This window comes from Pseudomonas sp. SWRI22 (assembly GCF_014268395.2).
In the GTDB taxonomy this organism is placed as follows: Bacteria; Pseudomonadota; Gammaproteobacteria; order Pseudomonadales; family Pseudomonadaceae; genus Aquipseudomonas; species Aquipseudomonas paracarnis.
Map to the genome: position 1 here is coordinate 532,600 of NZ_JABWQK020000001.1, position 19,471 is coordinate 552,070.

Genomic DNA, 19,471 nt, shown 5'->3' on the forward strand with positions numbered 1-19,471 from the left:
GATAGACCTCAATGCGCTGGGAGTACAAGCCGGCGTCGCATCCCACCCAAGACGAGGTCCTTATGAACGCCCCCTTCGATCAGCTGTCCACCTGGCTGAAAGAACACAAGATTACCGAAGTCGAATGCGTGATCAGTGACTTGACTGGCATCGCACGCGGCAAGATCGCACCCACCAACAAGTTCCTGCATGAGCGAGGCATGCGCCTGCCGGAAAGTGTGTTGCTGCAAACGGTAACCGGGGACTTTGTCGACGACGATATCTATTACGACCTGCTGGACCCGGCCGATATCGACATGATCTGCCGCCCGGTCGCCAACGCCACTTACGTGGTGCCGTGGGCCATCGAACCCACCGCCATCGTGATCCACGACACCTTCGACAAGCAGGGCAACCCCATCGAGCTGTCGCCGCGCAATGTGTTGAAGAAAGTCCTGCAGCTCTACACCGACCAAGGCTGGCAGCCGATTGTCGCGCCGGAAATGGAGTTCTACCTGACCCAGCGCTGCGAAGATCCGGACCTGCCGTTGAAAACTCCCATCGGCCGCTCGGGCCGCGCCGAAACCGGGCGCCAGTCGTTTTCCATCGATGCCGCCAACGAATTCGACCCGCTGTTCGAAGATGTCTATGACTGGTGCGAAGCCCAGGGCCTGGACCTGGATACGCTGATCCACGAAGACGGCCCCGCGCAGATGGAAATCAACTTCCGTCATGGCGACGCCCTGGACCTGGCCGACCAGATCACGGTGTTCAAGCGCACCTTGCGCGAGGCCGCCCTCAAGCACAACGTGGCCGCCACCTTCATGGCCAAGCCAGTGGCCGATGAACCGGGCAGCGCCATGCATTTGCACCAGAGCGTGGTGGAGATTGCCACCGGCAAACCGGTGTTCGTCGATGCCGACGGCAACATGAGCCCGTTGTTCCTGCATCACATCGGCGGCTTGCAGAAGTACATCCCCAAGCTGTTGCCGATGTTCGCGCCCAATGTGAACTCGTTCCGCCGCTTCCTGCCCGATACCTCGGCGCCGGTCAACGTCGAATGGGGCGAAGAGAACCGCACCGTCGGCTTGCGCGTGCCCACTTCCAGCCCGGAGGCGATGCGCGTGGAAAACCGCCTGCCGGGCGCCGATGCCAATCCTTACCTGGCGATTGCTGCCAGCTTGTTGTGTGGCTACCTGGGCATGATCGAGCACATCGAACCCAGTGCCCCGGTGGAAGGCCGCGCCTATGAACGCCGCAACCTGCGCCTGCCGTTCACCCTCGAAGATGCGCTGGCGCGCATGGAGGATTGCGACACGGTCAAGCAGTACCTGGGGGAGAAGTTCGTGCGCGGCTATGTCGCGGTCAAGCGTGCCGAGCATGAGAATTTCAAGCGGGTGATCAGTTCGTGGGAGCGTGAGTTCCTGCTGTTGAGCGTCTGAAAACAAGCATAAGAGGGGTGACGATATGCGTCTTGTGAACAAGCTTCTTCCACTGGCCCTGGTCGCGGCGTTCAGCAGTGCCGGCCAGGCGGCGCCGACGGTGAGTGTCTACAACTGGACCGATTACATTGGCGAGACCACCTTGGCGGACTTCCAGGCCAAGACCGGCATCAAGGTGATCTACGATGTGTTCGACTCCAACGAAACCCTGGAGGGCAAGTTGCTGGCCGGGCGCACCGGGTATGACGTGGTGGTGCCGTCCAACCATTTCCTGGCACGCCAGGTGAAGGCCGGTGCGTTCCTCAAGCTTGACCGTGCGCAGTTGCCCAACTTCAAAAACCTGGACCCCAAGCTGCTGAAGTTACTGGAACAGAACGACCCCGGTAATGCGCACTCGGTGCCATACCTGTGGGGCACCAATGGCATTGGCTACAACGTCGACAAGGTCAAGCAAGTGCTGGGTATCGACCGCATCGATTCGTGGGCGGTGCTGTTTGAACCGGAAAATATCAAGAAGCTGCATGAGTGTGGCGTGGCCTTCCTCGATTCAGCGGATGAGCTGTTCCCGGCGATCCTCAACTACATGGGCAAGGACCCACGCAGCGAGAATGCCGAGGACTACAAGCAGGCCGAAGCCAAGCTGCTGACGCTGCGGCCGTACATCACCTATTTCCACTCTTCCAAGTACATCTCGGACCTGGCCAACGGCAATATCTGCGTGGCCTTCGGTTATTCCGGCGATGTGTTCCAGGCCGCCAACCGCGCCAAGGAAGCCAAGAACGGGGTGAACATTGCGTACTCGATCCCCAAGGAAGGTTCCAACCTGTGGTTCGACCTGTTGGCGATTCCGGCCGACGCGAGCAACCCCGAACAAGCTCATGCATTCATCAACGACCTGCTTGAGCCTGAGGTGATTGCCAAGGTCAGCACCTCGGTGGGCTATGCCAACGCCAACCCGGCCGCCAAGCCGTTCATGCCTGCGGAGCTGGTGAACAATCCTGAGGTGTACCCGCCCCAGGACGTACTCGACAAACTCTATATCTCCACCACGCCTACGCCGGCGACCATGCGCGTGATGACCCGCGCCTGGAGCAAAGTGAAGTCCAACCGATGATGCAGCCCAATGAACACGCCCCGTCCTATTACCGCGCTTCGGCGAATGCCATGGCGCAGCGGCCCACACTTGAGGCAGACCTGAGCGCCGATGTGTGTGTGATCGGCGGCGGCTTTACCGGGGTCAACACCGCCATCGAACTGGCCCAGCGCGGGCTCTCGGTGGTGCTGCTGGAAGCGCGCTGCATCGGTTGGGGCGCAAGCGGGCGCAACGGTGGGCAATTGATCCGTGGCATTGGCCATGATGTCTCCGGGTTTGCCAAATACGTGGGCGAGGAGGGCGTGCGCTATATGGAGCGGGCCGGTATCGACTCGGTTGCCCTGGTGGGCCAGCGCATTGCCGAGCACGGCATCGACTGTGACCTGCGCTGGGGCTTTTGCGAACTCGCCAATACTCCGGCGCAGTTCGCGGCGTTCAAGGGCGAACAGGCGCACCTTGCGGCCGTGGGGTATGCCCATGAAACGCGGCTGGTCGGCCCACAAGACATGGCACAGGTGGTGGGTTCTGCTATGTATGCCGGCGGCTTGGTCGACATGGGTTCCGGGCATCTGCACCCGCTCAACCTGATATTGGGTGAAGCGCAGGCGGCCGAGGCCCTCGGGGTGCGTATCTTTGAGCACAGCCCGGTGCTGGAACTGATCCATGGCGAAACGGTGCGGGTGCGCTGCACAGGCGGAAGCGTGCGCACAGCCAACCTGGTGCTGGCATGCAATGCCCATCTTGAAGAGCTGGAGCCGCGCTTGAGCGGCAAGGTACTGCCGGCGGGCAGCTACATCATTGCCACCGAGCCTCTGCCTGAGCCCGTGGCCCAGCAGTTGATCCCACAGAACCTGGCGCTGTGCGACCAGAAAGTCGGCCTGGATTACTACCGGCTGACCGCCGACCGGCGTCTGTTGTTCGGTGGCGCCTGCCACTACTCGGGGCGCGATCCCCAGGACATCGCCGCGTACATGCGCCCGAAAATGCTCAAGGTGTTCCCGCAGTTGGCCAACACGGCTATCGAATTCCAGTGGGGCGGCAAGATCGGCATTACCGCCAACCGTTTTCCCCAGGTCGGGCGCCTCAAGCAGTACCCCAACGTGTTCTATGCCCAAGGCTATTCCGGCCACGGCTTGAACGTGACGCACTGGTGCGCACGGTTGCTGGCCGAAGGGATACACGCGGGTGCAAGCCAGGGCCTGGATATTTTCAGCCAGGTGCCGCACATGACCTTTCCCGGTGGCAAGGCGCTGCGCTCGCCGCTGCTGGCGTTGGGGATGTTGTGGTATCGGTTGCGCGAAGCACTCTGAGATCCAATGTGGGAGCGGGCTTGCTCGCGAAGGCGGTGTGTCAGTCACTGAACCTTCAACTGAACCACCGCTATCGCAGGCAAGCCCGCACACATTGGCCATGCATTGCCCACGGAATCAGCGCCCGGCACCAATCCCCTGTAGGAGCGAGCTTGCTCGCGAAAAACGTCAACGATAACGTGCGCATCCAGAATAAACGCGGCGCCTGTGAGTTCTTCGCGAGCAAGCTCGCTCCTACAAAAAGCCATTAGCGCTTGCTCGAAGGCGGTTGTTAGCTGAACCACCGCCAGCTCCCACACTGGTTCTGCGTTGCCCACAAAATCATCACCCGGCATAGACACCCTGTGGGACGTCAGTCAGATAGCCTCAGGTTCGGTCAGCACTTCGCGAAAGGTTTCCACCAACGGCCTCAAGTTGACGCGGTGCCAGGCCGCCCACAGCGGTGTGGTGTAGGCCAGCCACGGCAGTTCGCGCAATACCACGCCCGGTGGAGCGTTGCGGCTCAGGCCCTTTTGCACCATCGCCACCCCTAGCCCCGACGCGACCAGGCCCAATGCAGTAAAGGGCTCGCTGGCCTCCATGGGGATCTGCGGGGTGAAACCGGCGCGGATACAGGCGGCGACGAAATCATCGGCCGGGTTGGCGCCAGGTTTGCGCTACACGCCGATCCATTGTTGGTCGGCCAGGTGTTCGGGCAACAGTTCAGGGTGTTGAACCAGCGGATGCTGTTCGGGCAGGGCCAGCAGCATCGGGTCATCGAGGACTTGCCAGGCGGTAAGGTCCGGGTCGTCGGCGGCAGGTGGTTCGCCCACCAGGGCGATGTCCAGGCTGCGTTGGCGCAAACCTTCCAGTTGTTCCAGGGAGGGCAGGTTGTACAGCTTGATATGCACGGCGGGCCGGTCGTCGCGCAGTATGCGCAAGGCATTGGGCAAGACACCGGCGTGCATGGCGTTTTCGATATAACCGATGCACAAACCGCCTTCTTCGCCGCGGCCCAGGCGCTTGCCCAGAGACTCCAGGCGGTTGGCGTGGGTCAGCAGTGCCTTGGTTTCGGCCAGGAAAGTCTGGCCGTCGCGGGTCAAGCGGATACGCTGCTGGCTGCGTTCGAACAGGGTAAGGCCCAGGCGTTCCTCGAGCTGGGCGATCTGCCGGCTCAGGGGCGATTGGGAAATGTGCAAGCGCTCGGCGGCGCGGCCGACGTGTTCTTCTTCGGCTACCACTTCGAAGTAGCGCAACTGGCGTAGATCAATCATGTAAGACCTGCAAGGACTCAAGTTGGTCGCAGTATGTCTTGGACGGTCTGATTAGTGCAATCTAGCATCTGCTCAACGGTCACAGCGACCTCGCACCGATTGAGGAACCACCATGAGCTTGAAAGACACACTGCCCGGCGTACTGGGCTTTGGCGCCGCCCCCTTGGGCAATATGTTTCGCGCTATCCCCGAAGAAGAAGCCCAGGCCACCGTCGAGGCCGCCTGGAGCCAGGGCGTGCGTTACTTCGATACCGCGCCGTTCTACGGCTCGGGCCTGTCGGAAATCCGCTTGGGCCAGGCCCTGTCCAACTATCACCGCGATGACTACGTGCTCAGCACCAAGGTCGGCCGGGTGATTCTGGATGAAGTCGAAGAAACCGCCCGTGACCTTGGGGAAAAAAGCGGCGTATTCGAACACGGCCGCCCGAATAAAATACTCAATGACTACAGTGCCGACGCCACGCTGCGCTCCATTGAAGACAGCCTGACACGCCTGCAAACCGACCGCCTGGACATCGTGTGGGTTCACGACATCGCCCAGGATTTCTACGGCGACCAATGGCTGGAATACTTCAACCAGGCCCGCACTGGTGCCTTCAAAGTACTCACCCGTTTGCGCGAGCAAGGTGTGATCAAGGCGTGGGGGCTGGGCGTCAATCGTGTCGAGCCTTGCGAATTGACCCTGGACCTGACCGAAGCCCAGCCTGACGGTTTTCTGCTGGCGGGGCGCTACACGCTGCTGGATCACGACCGCGCCTTGCAGCGCCTGATGGACGCGGCCCACGCCCAGCAGGTGGAGATCGTCGTCGGTGGCCCGTACAGCTCCGGCATCCTCGCTGGCGGTGCGCATTTTGAATACCAGCAAGCCAGCCCGGCGATCATTGCCAAGGTCGAGCAGATCAAGGCAATTGCCCAGACGTTTGGCGTCAGTATCAAGGCCGCTGCGCTACAGTTCTCACTGGCGCATCCGGCGGTGGCGGCGGTGATTCCCGGTGCCAGTCGTCCGGGGCGGATTGCCGAAGACGTCGCGGCGTTGTCTGAGCAGATTCCAGCAGCCTTCTGGCAAGCGTTGCGCGAGGCCCGCTTGATCTCGGACCGTGCACCTTTGCCTCTCTCACGTTAAGGAGCTTGAGCATGAAGATTGATGTAAGCGGCAAAGTGGCTATTGTCAGCGGCAGCACCGCCGGTATCGGCCTGGGCATCAGCCAGGCCCTGGCGCAATCCGGCGCCACGGTGGTGGTGATCGGGCGTGATGCAGGCAAGGTGGACGACGCCTTGGCGAGCATTCGCCAGGCGATTCCCGCTGCTCAACTGCGTGGTTTAGTGGCCGACCTCGGGACCGTTGAAGGCGCACAGAAACTCTTCGCCGCCGAACCCCGCGCCGACATTCTGGTCAACAACCTGGGCATCTTCGACGCGGTGGATTTCTTCGACGCGCCGGACAGTGAGTGGGCGCGTTTCTATGAGGTCAATGTGATCTCCGGCGTGCGCCTGGCGCGGCATTATGTGCCGGGTATGGTCGAGCAGGGCTGGGGTCGGGTGATCTTCGTGTCGTCGGAATCTGGCGTGGCGACGCCGGCTGACATGATCAACTACGGAGTGACCAAAAGCGCCAACCTGGCGGTGTCCCACGGACTGGCCAAGCGCCTGGCGGGTACTGGGGTGACGGTGAATGCTATCTTGCCGGGGCCGACCTTTACCGATGGCCTGGAACACATGCTCAAGGACGCCACGGCCGAATCCGGGCGCAGTGCCCGAGACGAAGCAGATGTGTTTGTGCGCCATGCGCGGCCCACCTCGATCATCCAGCGTGCGGCCAATGTGGATGAAGTGGCGAACCTGGTGGCGTACATTGCTTCACCGCTGTCTTCGGCGACGACCGGTGCCGCGCTGCGGGTCGACGGTGGCGTTGTCGACAGCATGGCAATCTGATTTTTCCTGACTGGAGTATTGATTGTGGCAACAGCTTCTTCTGTGATTGAAATTGCGGTATCGGCCGACCAGGTCTGGCAACTGATTGGCGGCTTCAACAGCCTGCCCGACTGGCTGCCTTTTATTGCCAAGAGCGAGCCGAGCGAGGGTGGCCGTGTGCGTCACCTGACCGCCGCTGACGGCGGCACGATTGTCGAGCGCTTGCAGACTTTCGACAACGTGGCGCGCACCTACAGCTACACCATTGAAGCGTCGCCGTTTCCGGTGAGTGCTTACCTGTCGACCTTGCAGGTGGAAGCGTTGACGGACACCTCGGCGAAAGTGACCTGGTCCGGCGTGTTCACGCCGGCAGCGGGTACCACCGATGCGCAAGTCGAGGAATTGTTTGCCGGTATTTACGAAGGCGGGCTTGAGGCGCTGCGCGGTAACTTCTAAAGATTGTGGCGAGGGAGCTTGCTCCCGCTGGACTGCGTAGCAGTCCCACAAAGAGCGGGGCCGCTTCGCGCCCCAGCGGGAGCAAGCTCCCTCGCCACAGGTGGGGTTTAGCCTATATGGAGCAAGGCTGCCGCGACAGCCTCTGCCGGCGTCATCTGCGCCGTATCCAGCCTGAACGGTGGTACCTCCCAGCGTTCATACTCATGCACCTGTACCGATTCCCAGGTCGGTGGCACCAGCCCCGGAATATCGCCCACACGCCCTTCGACTCGGCGCCGATGCGCCTGCTGATCGGTACACACTACCTCGATATTGATCAGTGCCACGCCGGCCGCTGTCGCCACCGCTTGCCAGGCATCGCGGCTTTCCTTCACCGGGTTCACACAATCGGCGATTACCCGCTGTCCCAGGCGCAGGTTACTCAGCGCCAGCGCATTCGCCACACCGTAGCCACTGGCCCCCACATCGCCCGCCAACACCGCAGCCTCCCGCAGCGCCTGCTCAATCACATCAATACGCAGGTAAACCGCGCCCAACTGTCGCGCCAGCTCCCTGGCAATCGTGGTCTTGCCACTGCCAGGCAAGCCGCTGAATACAATAAGCATGACCCATCAACCCCATATGTAGGAGCGAGCTTGCTCGCGAAGAACGCCAACAAAACGCGTACTGCCTGAATAAACGCGGTGCCTGTGAGTTTTTCGCGAGCAAGCTCGCTCCAACAGTGGTATTAGAACCGCGTGATTCATTTCACCCACAGGAGCGCCCATGACCCTGCCGTTCGTGAAGATGCACGCCCACGGCGACGACTTCATTATCATCGACCGCCGTGGCGAGGATAACCCCATTAATGCGCAGATTGCCCGCCATCTGGGTAACCGCCGCACCGGCATCGGTTTCAATCAACTGGCGGTGGTGCTCGACTGTGAGCAGGCCGCCGCGCGCGTTCAGTTCTGGAACCCCGACGGAACACGCCTGCAAACCTGCGGCAGCGCGACTCGTGGCGTGGCCGACCGCCTGATGCATGAGGCAGGTGCCGAGGCCATTGTGCTGCTTAGCGACCGCGGTTTGCTGACATGCACACGTGCTGATGGGCAGCGGGTGTCGGTGGACATGGGCGCACCCTCGCTGGGCTGGGCGTCGGTACCCTTGGCCAAGGCGATGGACACCTGCGTGTTGCCTATCGACGGCCAGCCGGCAGCGTGCAGCATGGGCAACCCGCATTGCACGTTTTTTGTAGAGGATGTGACTGCGCTCGATATTGAGGCCATAGGCTCGACCCTGGAAGTTCACCCGCTGTTTCCGGCGAGGACCAATGTGCATTTCGTGCAAGTGCTGGACCGCGGCCATATCCGCCTGCGTATCTGGGAGCGTGGCGGCGGTGTGCCGCTGGGGTCCGGTTCATGCTGTTGCGGGGCGGTCGTCAACGGCATCCGGCGAGGGCTGCTCGATGAGCGTGTGGAAGTCCAGTGCGACGGTGGCGCGGTCACGGTGCAATGGGACGGGCAGGGCGGCGTGATATTGACCGGCCGTGTCGAGCCGATCATGCAGGGCACCGCGTACCTGGACTAGAACTTCACGGTAAACGTGGTGCCGGCACTCGCACAGGAACTCACCGCCACGTCGCCGCCATGTACTTTGGCCAGTTCGCGCACGATATACAGGCCCAGGCCTACGCTACGCACGTCGCTGCCTTGGTCGGTGCCGCGGGTCATGGGTTCGAACAACCCGGCCAGCAGGGTTTGCGGAATCGCCGGGCCGTGGTTGTGCACCGCAACCGCGCAGGTGTTGTCGCCCAGGCGTGAGGTGATGGTAATCGGCTGCAGCAAGTCGCCATAGGCCACGCTGTTGGCCACCAGGTTACCGATCATCTGTTGCACACGGTCGGCGTCCAGGCAGGCGTCGCCCTGGCCCTCGGCGTGATGCACCAGCGTGGCCTTGGGGAAGGCCACCCGCAGTTCGTCGACGCTGCGATGAATAACGCCATGCAGGTCCAGCGGTTGCGGCTTGATGGTAATGCCCTGGCCGACCCGGGCCTGGGTGAAGTCCAGCAGGTCGGCGATCATGCGATGGGCGCGTTCGGAAGACTGGCCGATGTGCCCCAGTAGCTGGCGCTCCTTGGCCGTGCGCTCGCCGCGCTGGAGAAAGTCGGCGGCCATGCGGATCGCAGTCAGAGGGTTTTTCAGGTCGTGGCTGACAATCGCCACCATCTGTTCGGCAAACAACGCCCGGCGCTGGGCAATGGCATAGGCCTCGCTCAGCTCGGCCTGGGCCTGTTGCAGGGCCAGTTCCGTGGCGGTTTTTTCCTGCAGCAGGGCTTCGGCCTGCTTGCGCGCATTGAGCAGTTCGCGCTCGTACTTGTCACGGTCGGTGGTGCCGAACAGCGCCAGGTCATACACCACGCCGTCCGGCTGCTGGCGCTGGTTGGCATTGAGCAAGACCGTGACTTTGTGCCCGTTGCAATGGCGGATGTCGAGCTTCACCTCGGTGACGCTGCCGTGCATGCGCAGCATTGGCGCCAGGTGCGTCTGGTAGAAAATCCGCCCGCCCATGGCCAGCAGGTCCTGGAAACGCCGGCCCAGCAGTTGGGCCGCCGTGAAGCCCAGCCAATCGCACAAGCGTGGGTTGACGTGCAGGATCGTGCCATCTTCCTGGGTCACCGCCAGGGCACAGGCCGCGCTGTCAAACAGCGGGTCAACGGGCATCGGCAGCCGCCCAAGGGGCCAGGAACCGGTCCATCGCCGCGGCACACGCCTGGGGGGCGCTCATATGCGGGCAATGGCCGACATTCTCGACCAGGCAATAAGTGCTGTTAGGTAATACGGTGTGCAGGTATTCACCCACGGCCACGGGGGCGATCAGGTCGTCGGTCGATTGCAGGATCAGCACCGGGGTGGTCAGGCCGAACACATCCTGGCGGTTATCCGACAGGAAGGTCACGCGGGCGAACTGCTTGGCGATGTCCGGCTCGGTGCGACAGAAGCTGTCGGTGAGCACCTCGCTCAGGTGCGGCTGCGTCGGGGCGCCCATGATCACCGGGGCCATGGCGCTGGACCAGCCGAGGTAGTTGCTGTCGAGGGTGTCGAGCAGGTCGTCGATGTCGTCGCGCTTGAAACCGCCGACATATTCCTCGGTATCGATATAGCGCGGCGATGGGCCAATCATCACGTGCGCGGCAATGCGCTGCGGGATGAAACGGTCCGCGAGGGTGCCGATCATCGCGCTGACCGAGTGGCCCACCAGAATCACCGGGCCTTGGGCGTAGGCGTCGATAATCTCGTTCAGGTCATGGGCATAGCCATCCAGGCGGCTGTATTTGGCTTTGTCGAACGCACTCAAGTCCGACAGGCCGGCGCCGACCAGGTCATACAGCACGACGCGAAAGCGCTCGACAAAATGCGGTGCCAAGGCATTCCACATGGCCTGGTTGCAACCAAAACCGTGGGAAAACACCAGGGTCGAGGGACCGTTGCCCATCACATGTACATTGTTGCGGTGACTTAGGTCCATGGGCGTCCCGTAGATGGCTTATTGCTATGCAGCTTATCGGCAGTTTAGATAGTCGCAGGCCCTGGGTCACGCGTTTGCACGCAGATAAGGTAAAGTCGGCGCCTTCAGGGAGAGACTTCAGGTAACCATACATGATCGTGCTTGTGCGGCAATCGGTGTTCAGCCTACTGGCCCTGGTATTTTCCAGCCTGTTGATCACCGCTCATGCGGACACCTCGCCGATTGGGGTAGCTCTTGATCAGCGGGTCATTGACCTGACAAACACCCTCGACTCGGGCACCGCCCAGCGCCTCAAGCAACAACTGGCTGACCTTGAACAACGCAAAGGCGCGCAAGTGGCGGTATTGCTGGTGCCAACCACCGGCAGCGCCGATATCGAAGGCTACGCCAACCAGCTGTTTCGTGCCTGGAAACTGGGACGCAAGGACGTCAACGACGGCATCCTGCTGGTGGTGGCCAAGGACGACCGCAAGGTACGTATCGAGGTGGGCTACGGCCTGGAAGGCATCGTCACCGACCTGCTGGCCCATCGTATTATTGAAGAACAGATCACCCCGGCGTTTCGCCAGGGCGATTTTGCCGGCGGTGTGCAACAGGGGGTGGACGCCCTGACCGTGCTGGTGGACGGCGGTGACCTGCCGCAACTGGCGGGAGCCGGGATCAACCCCCAATTCATGGCATTGTTGGCGGCGCTTATCCTGGGCGGCTTGGGCGGCGTAGCGATTGCAGCCGGCAAGCTGCATTGGCGCAAGGCGTTGATCGCCGCCGTGGCGGCCACGCTGTTGTTGACGCTGCTGGCGGGCGGTTTGGAGTGGCCGATGTTCCTGTTTGTCATGCCGCTGACGCTGTTGATAGGCGGCGCGATATTCGGCGCGCTGTGGCAGGTGCGTACGCTGTTTTACTGTGTGATCGGGCTGCTGGCTTACAGCCTCGGGTTGGTTATGGCAAACCAGTACGTGGATGTCAGTTTCATCCATTGGCTGCTGTGGCCATTGGGCGTCTTGGTGGTGCTGGGGTTGTACCTGGTACTGCCGCTGATCATGAGAGAGACATGGCGCACCAGCCGCGCCGGTTTTATTGTGCGGCTGCTGGCGGCGGTAGTGGTGTACGTGGTGGCAGGATGGGTGATTGATGGCGGCCGCGACGGCTGGCTGCTGGCGTTTCCTATCGCATCGTTTGTCGCGCTGATTATCTTTGGCAAGGTTGGCGAGGGGGCTGGATCTGGCTCGGGCGGTGGCTCCGGTTCAAGTTCCAGCAGTTCTAGCAGCAGCTCGTCCGGTGGTGGTGGTTCCAGTGGCGGTGGTGGGGCTTCCGGCAGTTGGTGACTCGCTGGCGGATGCCCACGCTTTCGCACCCACCCATGGCAAGCGCGTGTTTGGCAATACCATGGGGAGGCGCAACGGCTTGGATAGCAAACAGTCGGTCGCACTGTTACGCCTTGACCCAACCGCCCTTGCCGTCGGATTTGATTTAGGAATCTATGGGGGCGCGATTGGCGACGCTCGGAGCGTCGTCGATGACCTTTTGGTCCGCAGGCAGGTAACCGTGATCAAACCGATGGGGAAGAGGGGGGATCTGCGCGTCGTCGATGACCTTTTTGTCCGAAGGCAGGCAGAGGTGATCAAACCGACGGGGAAGAGGGTGGATCTGCGCGTCGTCGATGACCTTTTTGTCAGAAGGCAGGAAGATCTGATCAAACCGATGGGGAAGAGGGTGGAACTGCGCGTTGTTGATGACCTTTTTGTCCGAAGGCACGAAGTGGTGATCAAACCGATGGGGAAGAGGGTGGACCTGCGCGTCGTGGATGGCTTTTTTGTCCGAAGGCAGGAAGAGGCGGTCAAACCGATTGCGATTGGCGTAGGCCCGATATTCGTCGCCGACGCTCTTCCAGCCGCACTTGCCGTCGGACACTTCTGCATCATCGCCAACCCTGTTTTCTTCCAAGGGGTTGTACCTGGGTTTATCGTTATCGATCTTGCTTGCGTCAACAGGTTGATGGGTCGGGATGGATGGGGTGAAGCCACTGATTGAAGACACGATTGCACCTCTGTGATAGCCAGGAAGATGCCCCGCCGGGGCAGGGTCCTGGCGGGGTGTTTCGCAGGCTACAGCGCCCGGAACCTTCACTCAATGTGGCCTGTTTCGCGTGAATGTAAGCGTGTGAAACCCCTGTGTGGTTAGCTCATACAGCGGGAGAAGTTGCTGTAGGCACAATCTGAGATAACGCTTTGCAGCGTCAGGCTTGACGTCAGACAGCACAGACAAATCCAGGATTTTTACCTGTTGAAAAGCATTCGTTCCCTGCACGGCTTTTCGGCAGCTTCATGCCTTGCAACACACAATCACTACTGCGACGGTGTGGCTTTCAACGCCATCACCATTTCATGCCACGCCATCCCACCGTGATCCGACGGCGAAGGGCGCACGTAGGTATAGCCCATGCGGGTGTACAACGGCACATGCTGTTGCTTGCACATTAGATGAATCGTCTGCTTGCCCAGTGTTCCCATGCGCTGCACGAACGCGGTCATCAGTCTTTTCGCATAGCCCTTGCCTTGATGGGCCGGGTCGACCACCACCGACATGATCACCACATTCGGCGCCTCGGCGTCATGGCCCACCAACTCCTTGAAAGCCTCGTCCGACATTACCACCTCATGGGCACAGCCCGAGTTGATGAACCCCACCACTGCGCCATCTTCCTCCAGTATCAGAAATCCCTCGGGATACTGCGCGATGCGCGTGGCGATCTTTTCAAGCGTTGCGGCTTCGTCGCCTTCGTAAGCGGTGGTTTCAATGTGAAAGCAGCGTGCGGCGTCGGTGGGCAGGGCGTTGCGCAGGGTGAGAGTGGGCATGGAGGGTTCCAGGGATGTTCAATGAAAGGCTACATCATAGAGAAACGTTGCACCGTTGGCACTGCGAGGTCGGCCCTGAAGTGGGACGCGTGAGGTTCAACTTTGGTGCCACGCAATCAAACTGTGGGGCTTGCCTGCGATGACGGCCTGAAGGCCGACATCTATCTACCTGACCCTACGCAATCCAAATGTGGGAGCTGGCTTGCCTGCGAAGGCGGCCTGGTAGCCGACGCTGTTATACCGAGTACATATCCATTCCTGCGGTAACGGCCACCTAGGGTTCCGCCTGACGGCGGCTCACTTTTGAAAAGCGCAAAAGTAAGCAAAACGCTCTTGCCCCACCACTCGGCACCTCGCCTGGGCTCGGTGTGCCCGTAATTCGCCAGTGATTTGGGGGGGCGCCGCCACGCGCCATCCATGGCGCGGGGCGGCTAAACCGGCATCCCTGCCGGTTTACCCCCCAAATCCCTGTCGAATTCCGGCCAGCGTGGTTTAACGGGGCGCTTAAGATCAAAAGCAGATCAAGAGCAAGATCAAGAGCGGCTCGCTTTGCATCGTGGTTACGGCCCGGCTAAGAGCGAACAAGCTCGCTCTTACAGAAGGCGATGCCGCTTAGCCGGCTGGCATTGGGGTAGGGTTGAGCTTCGCAAAAACCAGAAAACCCGCCGAGGCGGGTTTTCTTACAACTTACAGCACATCAAGCCACAGCAGGCGAATCAAGGCCGCGCTTTTCAATCACCGTAAACACATCCGCCACATCCTGGACCATGATCCGGGCGGTATTGGCGACGGTGTTGATATCGTGCTCGGCATAGTCCGATACGTTGGAGCAGGCCATCAAGTGCAGGTAGGCGAGTGCGGCGTTGAGCCGTTCGCTGGCGCAGGCGTGCAACTCGCTGAGCGGCGCGTCGCTGTCGATCAGCAGCACCGGATAGTCGGTTGCGGTTTGCGACATGGAGGTGAAGCGGCGGGGCGGGTGTTGAAATGTCATGGTGTAAATCCTCAAATTAAGAAGAATTACCACCGGTTCTGCTGCGAAACAGATTGGGTGGCAGCTGTGCGCGGGTTCGCAGACCGGACGATTTACACCAAAACCCGGCAGACCTGAAGGTCTCCCACGCACAACCGCCATAAAACATTCGGCAGCCGGTGCCGGCTGGGACATGTCTGACGGTGTCGGTGTTAATCGTTGTAGGGCTGCGAAACCCTATCGCTGACTTTTTCCAGCGAGGCAAAACTATAAGGTGTGCTGTAGGCGGCTGCAATAGTGGCGTAACGTTTCGAGCTTCCCCATCCGACGAAGGCGGAACGTGGACATTTATCAGCACGGATTAGCTTTTAAAGCTTAAGGCGATGTGCCATTATCGACATTTTTAATGTCAGGGACGATTTATGCTAGAAACGTTATCGATTAAGAATTTTAAAGCTTTTTCAGATTGGCAAAAAATCAAACTCGCCCCAATCACCTTGATTTATGGTCCGAATTCTTCTGGGAAAAGCTCAATAATACATTCCCTTATGTTACTCAAGCAGTCACTAACTCGGCCAAATGTACAAGGAGGTTTAGTTTCAAATGGAGAATATGTTGATCTAGGTGACTTTTCTTCGATGGTGCATGGTCACGATCCTGAACGGCCTATTTCATTTAAGTTTTCTTACTTGCCTAGAAAAAAGCAAGCTTTTGCTGGGATGGAATTTGACGTTTTCGGTACTACCAGGAGGAGAGAGTACGAATTAGTTTATAAATATATCGATGGGGAGAAAGAGCATAAAGGTTTTTCATACTTAAACTCGATGTCGGTCACAGTTAGTAATTCTGATGATAGAGCTGTTTTGTTTTATACCGGTGTTAATTCGATTTTGCCACAGATTGTTAAAGGTATGAAATCTGACTTGGCGGTACTTCAGGCGAAGGCGGATGATTCGAACGAAAAAGATAGAGTTAAGGCGGCAAAAAACTTAGATGACTTCAAGAAAAAAGCCCCGTCAATGAAAATTGCGGCTGCGAAAACGTTTTCCTTTTCTGGGAGAGAGGCATTTACGGCTGCAAGTGAATACTTAACCGGAAGGCCTAGATTTACCAATAAGGAGGCAGAGGTTGCTAAGGTTCTTGATTATATAAGCTTTAGAAGTGATCTAAACTACTCGACACCTTCTATGGTTACATTGGATTCTAAGCTTAACCCTACTCAAGATCGAGACGGCTTTGCATACTTAAATTTTACAGTTGGTGGGCTGGCAAGGGACTTGAAAGATAAGTTTGGTTCGATTTCATACCTAGGGCCGTTGAGGGTTCATCCTAGTCGTATTTATTCCCCGAAGACCGATCAGAATGAGTCTGTAGGTAAGCAAGGAGAAAATGTTGCTCGTTTTATCTATGAGCGCCCCGAAATTACTGCGGATATTAATAGCTGGTTTTCTCTATTTGAAGTTCCCTATATTTTATCTTCTGCGGGTATTGGAGATGATATCTCGGGTCCCGTCATTTGCCTTCAGTTACAAGATAAAAGGACAGGCGTTGTTGTTGGGCCGTCGGATGTGGGCTTTGGCATAGGGCAGATGCTTCCCATCATTGTTGAAGGTCTTGTAAGGGATGATAGTGTTATATGTGTTGAGCAACCTGAAATTCACCTGCATCCACGTTTGCAGGCTCATTTAGCAAATTTCTTTGTAAGTACCTGTGATAATAATCAATGGATCATTGAAACACATAGCGAATCGTTATTGTTGAGGTTGCAGGCGATGATTTCTAGGAGTGAAATCCCCAAGGAAACCGTCGCCATTTACTACGTTGAACCGACTGCGACCGGTGGTGAAATTATCCCTATAAGACTTGACAGCGATGGTGATTTTATCGATGCATGGCCAGAAGGTTTCTTTGAAGAACGACTGAGAGAGAAAATGGGAGGAAGGAAATGATCTCTGAATTTTCTCTTGATAAAGATTTTTTTTCCTCCTCCATACTGAATGACGAATCTGTAAGTGTGGTTCATGACTATTTGACAAAGTCGTGGATCGATTTTGGTGTTTTGATTTTGCCAAAAGATGGCGGGGGAGAATTTTTATCCTTGATAGATAGCTTGCCTGTAAAGTTCAGGCAGCGTTGGGTTGATGCTTTCCTATATGGGAAAAGGGGTGAGGTGGATAGAGGGTGGTGGGGGTTTAGTGAATATCAAAGCTTCGAAGAGTTATGTGAGTTGAATTCGGTGTTTAAGACAGCATTCACGGATGAAAGTGTCGGGTATGTTCTTTCAGGTGATGAGACTAGTAAAAGGATTTGTGCTCAAACAGGTTTTGAAATGTTAGGTGCTGGGGTTTGTAGTGAGTCTTGGCATATTGAAAATTCTTTTCATTTGTCTCACTCGGATATACTGGAGAACGATACGGCTGATAACGTTTGGCAAACGAGGTTCGCATCGTTAGCTCGGTTCTCAAAAAAGATAACTATAATTGACAGGTATTTTTTTGATTCTATATGGCGGGCGGCGCAGGTTGGAAAAGTTGATCCTGGGCTAAGTAATTTTTTTACATATCTTTCCCTAATAGGTAAAAAATTTAATGTGAAAATTATTTCGCACGGTGGGGAGCGGAACAGTGATTTTCATTGTGCGGTAAGTAGTGTGTTTCAAAAATTGAGAATGAGTAACGCCAAGATTGCGTCGGCGCTTGAGAGTCTGACTTTGATATCTTCAACTGAAGATTTTTTTAGAAAAGAATCACATGATCGATTTATAGGCTTTGATCGGCACGTCTGCCAAGTGGGCAACGGTATGAGAGTTCTAGGTGGGACGCCATTGCCCAGAAGTACCTTCCTCGCAAAACTCGATAGACAAGGTGAGTTGGCTGCAAGAGAAGTGTCGGCCGGGAAATCTTTTTATAAGTTATGGTCCGAAACTGACTAATTCTAATTCTATTGGGCACTTTTCAGGCTCAGACAAGAGGTCCGCAGGTTCCGAACCTCTTGTGATATCTGTTAAGGGTGTTGGTATGGCCTATTATTCAACTAGCCATGAATTCACACCCCTCCCACCAACTTCCCACTGTCCATCCGGCGCTTATACGCACTGTCCCGACTCGCCAACCAGAAGTACAACGGCGAGGTCACCGCCAGCCCCACCACCCACGACAAGTCCGCGCCGTTGATGTGCTGCGAAATCGGCCCGACGTACAGCGGCGTGTTCATGAACGGAATCTGCACCGCGATCCCCACCGCATAGGCCAGCAGCGCTTGCGGGTTGTACTTGCCGTAGATGCCGCCATCCACGCGGAAGATCGAGGCGATGTCGTATTGGCCTTTATGAATGGCGTAGAAGTCGATCAGGTTGATCGCCGTCCAGGGCACCAGCACCACGAGCAGCACCAGCACCATGTCGACGAAGTGGCCGATGAAGTCTTGGGAGGCAAATACCGCCGCAATCGAACAGGCGGCCAGCACGATGATGGAAATCACCGCACGGCTTTTCGCGGTCGGGATCCAGCGGTAGGCGAAGGTCTGTATCAGGGTGATGATCGACAGCACCGCGCCGTACAGGTTGAGGGCGTTGTGGCTGATCACGCTGAGCAGGAACAGCACCAGCATCAGCGGGCCGATGGCGCCGGTGGCGAGTTTGACGGCGTCCATGGTGTCCATGCCTACCGGCGTGGCGAGCACTGCCATGGCGCCGAAGATGAACGCCAGGCTCGACCCCAGCGCCGAGCCCAGGTAGGTGGTCCAGAAGGTGGCGGCTACCGGCACGTCGGCTGGCAGGTAGCGGGAATAGTCCGACACGTAGGGCGCAAAGGCGATCTGCCACAGCGCGGCCAGGGAAACGGTGGCCAGCCAGCCGGATATATTGAAGCTGCCACGGGTGAGGAAATCCGTGGTCTGTACATGGGTGAAGATGTAGCCAAAGCCCAGCACGATGCCGGCGCCCAGCACCCAGGTGCCGATGCGATTGAGTACGTGGATGAAGCGATAGCCGATGATGCCGATGATCCCGGAACCAATGGCGCCGATAACGATGCCCACTGGTACAGGTACGACGTCCACCACGCCGTGCAGGGATTTACCGGCCAGCACAATGTTGGAGGCGAAGAAGCCGATGTACATCACCCCGGCAATCACCACCACCAGCAACGCGCCGAGGGAGCCGAACTGCGCACGGCTCTGGATCATCTGCGGGATGCCCATCTGCGGACCCTGGGCCGAGTGCAATGCCATCAACACACCGCCGACCAAATGGCCGACAAGAATGGCGACAATGCCCCACACCAGGTTGAGGTGGAACAGTTGCACACCCAGTGCGCCAGTGACGATAGGCAACGGCGCGATGTTGCCGCCGAACCACAGGGTGAACAGGTCTCTTACCTTTCCATGGCGATCTTCCGGGGGCACGTATCCAATCGTGTGTTTTTCGATGAGCGGGGCGGAGGATGTTGCAGTGGTAACCATGACGAGCTCCAAGGCAAGGTGAGTACGTGGACGTACTTCGCTATGCGCTGCACGGGCGGCGCTTTGTTGTTGGAGTGATCATCTGTAATGGGCGCAGGCAGGTAAATTAGTAAGTTTGTTGCTATAGACCTTAAAAAAAATATCTCACGTGGTTTTATGCTCCGGTATGTTGCATGGGCTTCAATGGCTTGAAAAACCGGTGTATCTGCGCACCTGTTTGGGGCGAAAACCCAC

17 protein-coding genes and 1 pseudogene are annotated in these 19,471 nt (G+C 58.2%); 10 read left to right on the forward strand and 8 right to left on the reverse strand.

The annotated features are described in order from the left end of the window. Nucleotides 1-62: 62 nt before the first annotated feature. From HU730_RS02235 to HU730_RS02245, 3 genes are read left to right on the forward strand one after another with little or no spacing between them, the layout of a single operon-like run. Nucleotides 63-1,421, forward strand: a complete 1,359-nt coding sequence (locus HU730_RS02235) for a glutamine synthetase family protein (RefSeq protein ID WP_014718136.1) — start codon at nucleotides 63-65, stop codon at nucleotides 1,419-1,421. Nucleotides 1,422-1,446: 25 nt separating this feature from the next. Continuing rightward, complete coding sequence (locus HU730_RS02240) at nucleotides 1,447-2,535, forward strand: polyamine ABC transporter substrate-binding protein (RefSeq protein ID WP_186526867.1); 1,089 nt, start codon at nucleotides 1,447-1,449, stop codon at nucleotides 2,533-2,535. Continuing rightward, nucleotides 2,532-3,824 (forward strand): FAD-binding oxidoreductase, encoded by a 1,293-nt coding sequence (locus HU730_RS02245; protein ID WP_186526866.1) that lies wholly within the window; start codon nucleotides 2,532-2,534, stop codon nucleotides 3,822-3,824. Before HU730_RS02240 ends, HU730_RS02245 begins: the two co-directional genes overlap by 4 nt. A gap of 356 nt (nucleotides 3,825-4,180) precedes the next feature. Here the strand turns inward: HU730_RS02245 and HU730_RS02250 are convergent. Next, nucleotides 4,181-5,077 (reverse strand): annotated as a pseudogene (locus tag HU730_RS02250) (LysR substrate-binding domain-containing protein). Nucleotides 5,078-5,189: 112 nt separating this feature from the next. On the opposite strand from HU730_RS02250, the gene HU730_RS02255 reads away from it, so the two are divergent. Genes HU730_RS02255 through HU730_RS02265 form a run of 3 tightly spaced genes read left to right on the forward strand, consistent with a single transcriptional unit; the run spans nucleotide 5,190 to nucleotide 7,444 of the window. After that, a complete protein-coding gene (locus HU730_RS02255) occupies nucleotides 5,190-6,200 on the forward strand; it encodes an aldo/keto reductase (RefSeq protein ID WP_034125772.1) in 1,011 nt (336 codons plus the stop codon). 11 nt (nucleotides 6,201-6,211) lie between these two features. Beyond that, nucleotides 6,212-7,009, forward strand: coding sequence for an SDR family oxidoreductase (locus tag HU730_RS02260; protein ID WP_096143378.1), 798 nt, complete (start codon nucleotides 6,212-6,214; stop codon nucleotides 7,007-7,009). A 24-nt stretch (nucleotides 7,010-7,033) separates the two neighbouring features. Next, nucleotides 7,034-7,444: an SRPBCC family protein gene (locus tag HU730_RS02265; protein ID WP_034125770.1), complete on the forward strand. Its 411-nt coding sequence runs from the start codon at nucleotides 7,034-7,036 to the stop codon at nucleotides 7,442-7,444. A gap of 107 nt (nucleotides 7,445-7,551) precedes the next feature. Here HU730_RS02265 and HU730_RS02270 read toward each other — a convergent pair whose 3' ends face one another. After that, nucleotides 7,552-8,049, reverse strand: coding sequence for an AAA family ATPase (locus HU730_RS02270; protein ID WP_034125769.1), 498 nt, complete (start codon nucleotides 8,047-8,049; stop codon nucleotides 7,552-7,554). 160 nt (nucleotides 8,050-8,209) lie between these two features. Here HU730_RS02270 and dapF point away from each other — a divergent pair, with 160 nt between their 5' ends. Next, a complete protein-coding gene (gene dapF, locus HU730_RS02275; RefSeq protein WP_034125768.1) occupies nucleotides 8,210-9,013 on the forward strand; it encodes a diaminopimelate epimerase in 804 nt (267 codons plus the stop codon). Here dapF and HU730_RS02280 read toward each other — a convergent pair. After that, on the reverse strand, nucleotides 9,010-10,146 hold the full coding sequence (locus HU730_RS02280; protein ID WP_034125767.1) for a PAS domain-containing sensor histidine kinase: 1,137 nt from the start codon (nucleotides 10,144-10,146) through the stop codon (nucleotides 9,010-9,012). The two genes, dapF and HU730_RS02280, sit on opposite strands and share 4 nt — an antisense overlap. After that, complete coding sequence (locus HU730_RS02285) at nucleotides 10,136-10,951, reverse strand: alpha/beta hydrolase (RefSeq protein WP_034125766.1); 816 nt, start codon at nucleotides 10,949-10,951, stop codon at nucleotides 10,136-10,138. The genes HU730_RS02280 and HU730_RS02285 overlap by 11 nt, the downstream gene beginning before the upstream one ends. A 131-nt stretch (nucleotides 10,952-11,082) precedes the next feature. Here HU730_RS02285 and HU730_RS02290 point away from each other — a divergent pair, with 131 nt between their 5' ends. Further along, on the forward strand, nucleotides 11,083-12,276 hold the full coding sequence (locus HU730_RS02290; RefSeq protein WP_186526865.1) for a YgcG family protein: 1,194 nt from the start codon (nucleotides 11,083-11,085) through the stop codon (nucleotides 12,274-12,276). A 145-nt stretch (nucleotides 12,277-12,421) separates the two neighbouring features. Here HU730_RS02290 and HU730_RS02295 read toward each other — a convergent pair whose 3' ends face one another. From HU730_RS02295 to HU730_RS02305, 3 genes are all read right to left on the reverse strand, one after another. After that, on the reverse strand, nucleotides 12,422-12,988 hold the full coding sequence (locus HU730_RS02295; protein WP_186526864.1) for a hypothetical protein: 567 nt from the start codon (nucleotides 12,986-12,988) through the stop codon (nucleotides 12,422-12,424). A 308-nt stretch (nucleotides 12,989-13,296) separates the two neighbouring features. Next, nucleotides 13,297-13,806: a GNAT family N-acetyltransferase gene (locus tag HU730_RS02300; protein ID WP_060765081.1), complete on the reverse strand. Its 510-nt coding sequence runs from the start codon at nucleotides 13,804-13,806 to the stop codon at nucleotides 13,297-13,299. Between the two features lie 697 nt (nucleotides 13,807-14,503). Continuing rightward, on the reverse strand, nucleotides 14,504-14,797 hold the full coding sequence (locus HU730_RS02305) for a fructose-bisphosphate aldolase (protein ID WP_186526863.1): 294 nt from the start codon (nucleotides 14,795-14,797) through the stop codon (nucleotides 14,504-14,506). A 401-nt stretch (nucleotides 14,798-15,198) separates the two neighbouring features. On the opposite strand from HU730_RS02305, the gene HU730_RS02310 reads away from it, so the two are divergent. Together HU730_RS02310 and HU730_RS02315 are read left to right on the forward strand one after the other, a co-directional pair. After that, entirely contained in the window at nucleotides 15,199-16,725 is a 1,527-nt protein-coding gene (locus HU730_RS02310) for a DUF3696 domain-containing protein (RefSeq protein ID WP_186526862.1), read from the forward strand. Further along, nucleotides 16,722-17,708 carry a hypothetical protein gene (locus HU730_RS02315; protein ID WP_186526861.1) on the forward strand — a complete coding sequence of 329 codons (987 nt, stop codon included), beginning with the start codon at nucleotides 16,722-16,724 and terminating at the stop codon, nucleotides 17,706-17,708. The genes HU730_RS02310 and HU730_RS02315 overlap by 4 nt, the downstream gene beginning before the upstream one ends. Nucleotides 17,709-17,821: 113 nt before the next feature. On the opposite strand, the gene HU730_RS02320 is transcribed toward HU730_RS02315, so the two are convergent. Beyond that, nucleotides 17,822-19,237, reverse strand: coding sequence for a cytosine permease (locus HU730_RS02320; protein WP_186526860.1), 1,416 nt, complete (start codon nucleotides 19,235-19,237; stop codon nucleotides 17,822-17,824). Nucleotides 19,238-19,471 lie beyond the last annotated feature (234 nt).

Coding starts and splice junctions, on each gene's coding strand:
- HU730_RS02310 (WP_186526862.1), top strand. CDS start 15,199: ATGCTAGAAACGTTATCGATTAAGAATTTTAAAGCTTTTTCAGATTGG.
- HU730_RS02245 (WP_186526866.1), top strand. CDS start 2,532: ATGATGCAGCCCAATGAACACGCCCCGTCCTATTACCGCGCTTCGGCG.
- HU730_RS02320 (WP_186526860.1), bottom strand. CDS start 19,237: ATGGTTACCACTGCAACATCCTCCGCCCCGCTCATCGAAAAACACACG.
- HU730_RS02240 (WP_186526867.1), top strand. CDS start 1,447: ATGCGTCTTGTGAACAAGCTTCTTCCACTGGCCCTGGTCGCGGCGTTC.
- HU730_RS02290 (WP_186526865.1), top strand. CDS start 11,083: ATGATCGTGCTTGTGCGGCAATCGGTGTTCAGCCTACTGGCCCTGGTA.
- HU730_RS02305 (WP_186526863.1), bottom strand. CDS start 14,797: ATGACATTTCAACACCCGCCCCGCCGCTTCACCTCCATGTCGCAAACC.
- HU730_RS02300 (WP_060765081.1), bottom strand. CDS start 13,806: ATGCCCACTCTCACCCTGCGCAACGCCCTGCCCACCGACGCCGCACGC.
- HU730_RS02260 (WP_096143378.1), top strand. CDS start 6,212: ATGAAGATTGATGTAAGCGGCAAAGTGGCTATTGTCAGCGGCAGCACC.
- HU730_RS02255 (WP_034125772.1), top strand. CDS start 5,190: ATGAGCTTGAAAGACACACTGCCCGGCGTACTGGGCTTTGGCGCCGCC.
- HU730_RS02315 (WP_186526861.1), top strand. CDS start 16,722: ATGATCTCTGAATTTTCTCTTGATAAAGATTTTTTTTCCTCCTCCATA.
- HU730_RS02280 (WP_034125767.1), bottom strand. CDS start 10,146: ATGCCCGTTGACCCGCTGTTTGACAGCGCGGCCTGTGCCCTGGCGGTG.
- HU730_RS02235 (WP_014718136.1), top strand. CDS start 63: ATGAACGCCCCCTTCGATCAGCTGTCCACCTGGCTGAAAGAACACAAG.
- HU730_RS02270 (WP_034125769.1), bottom strand. CDS start 8,049: ATGCTTATTGTATTCAGCGGCTTGCCTGGCAGTGGCAAGACCACGATT.
- HU730_RS02285 (WP_034125766.1), bottom strand. CDS start 10,951: ATGGACCTAAGTCACCGCAACAATGTACATGTGATGGGCAACGGTCCC.
- dapF (WP_034125768.1), top strand. CDS start 8,210: ATGACCCTGCCGTTCGTGAAGATGCACGCCCACGGCGACGACTTCATT.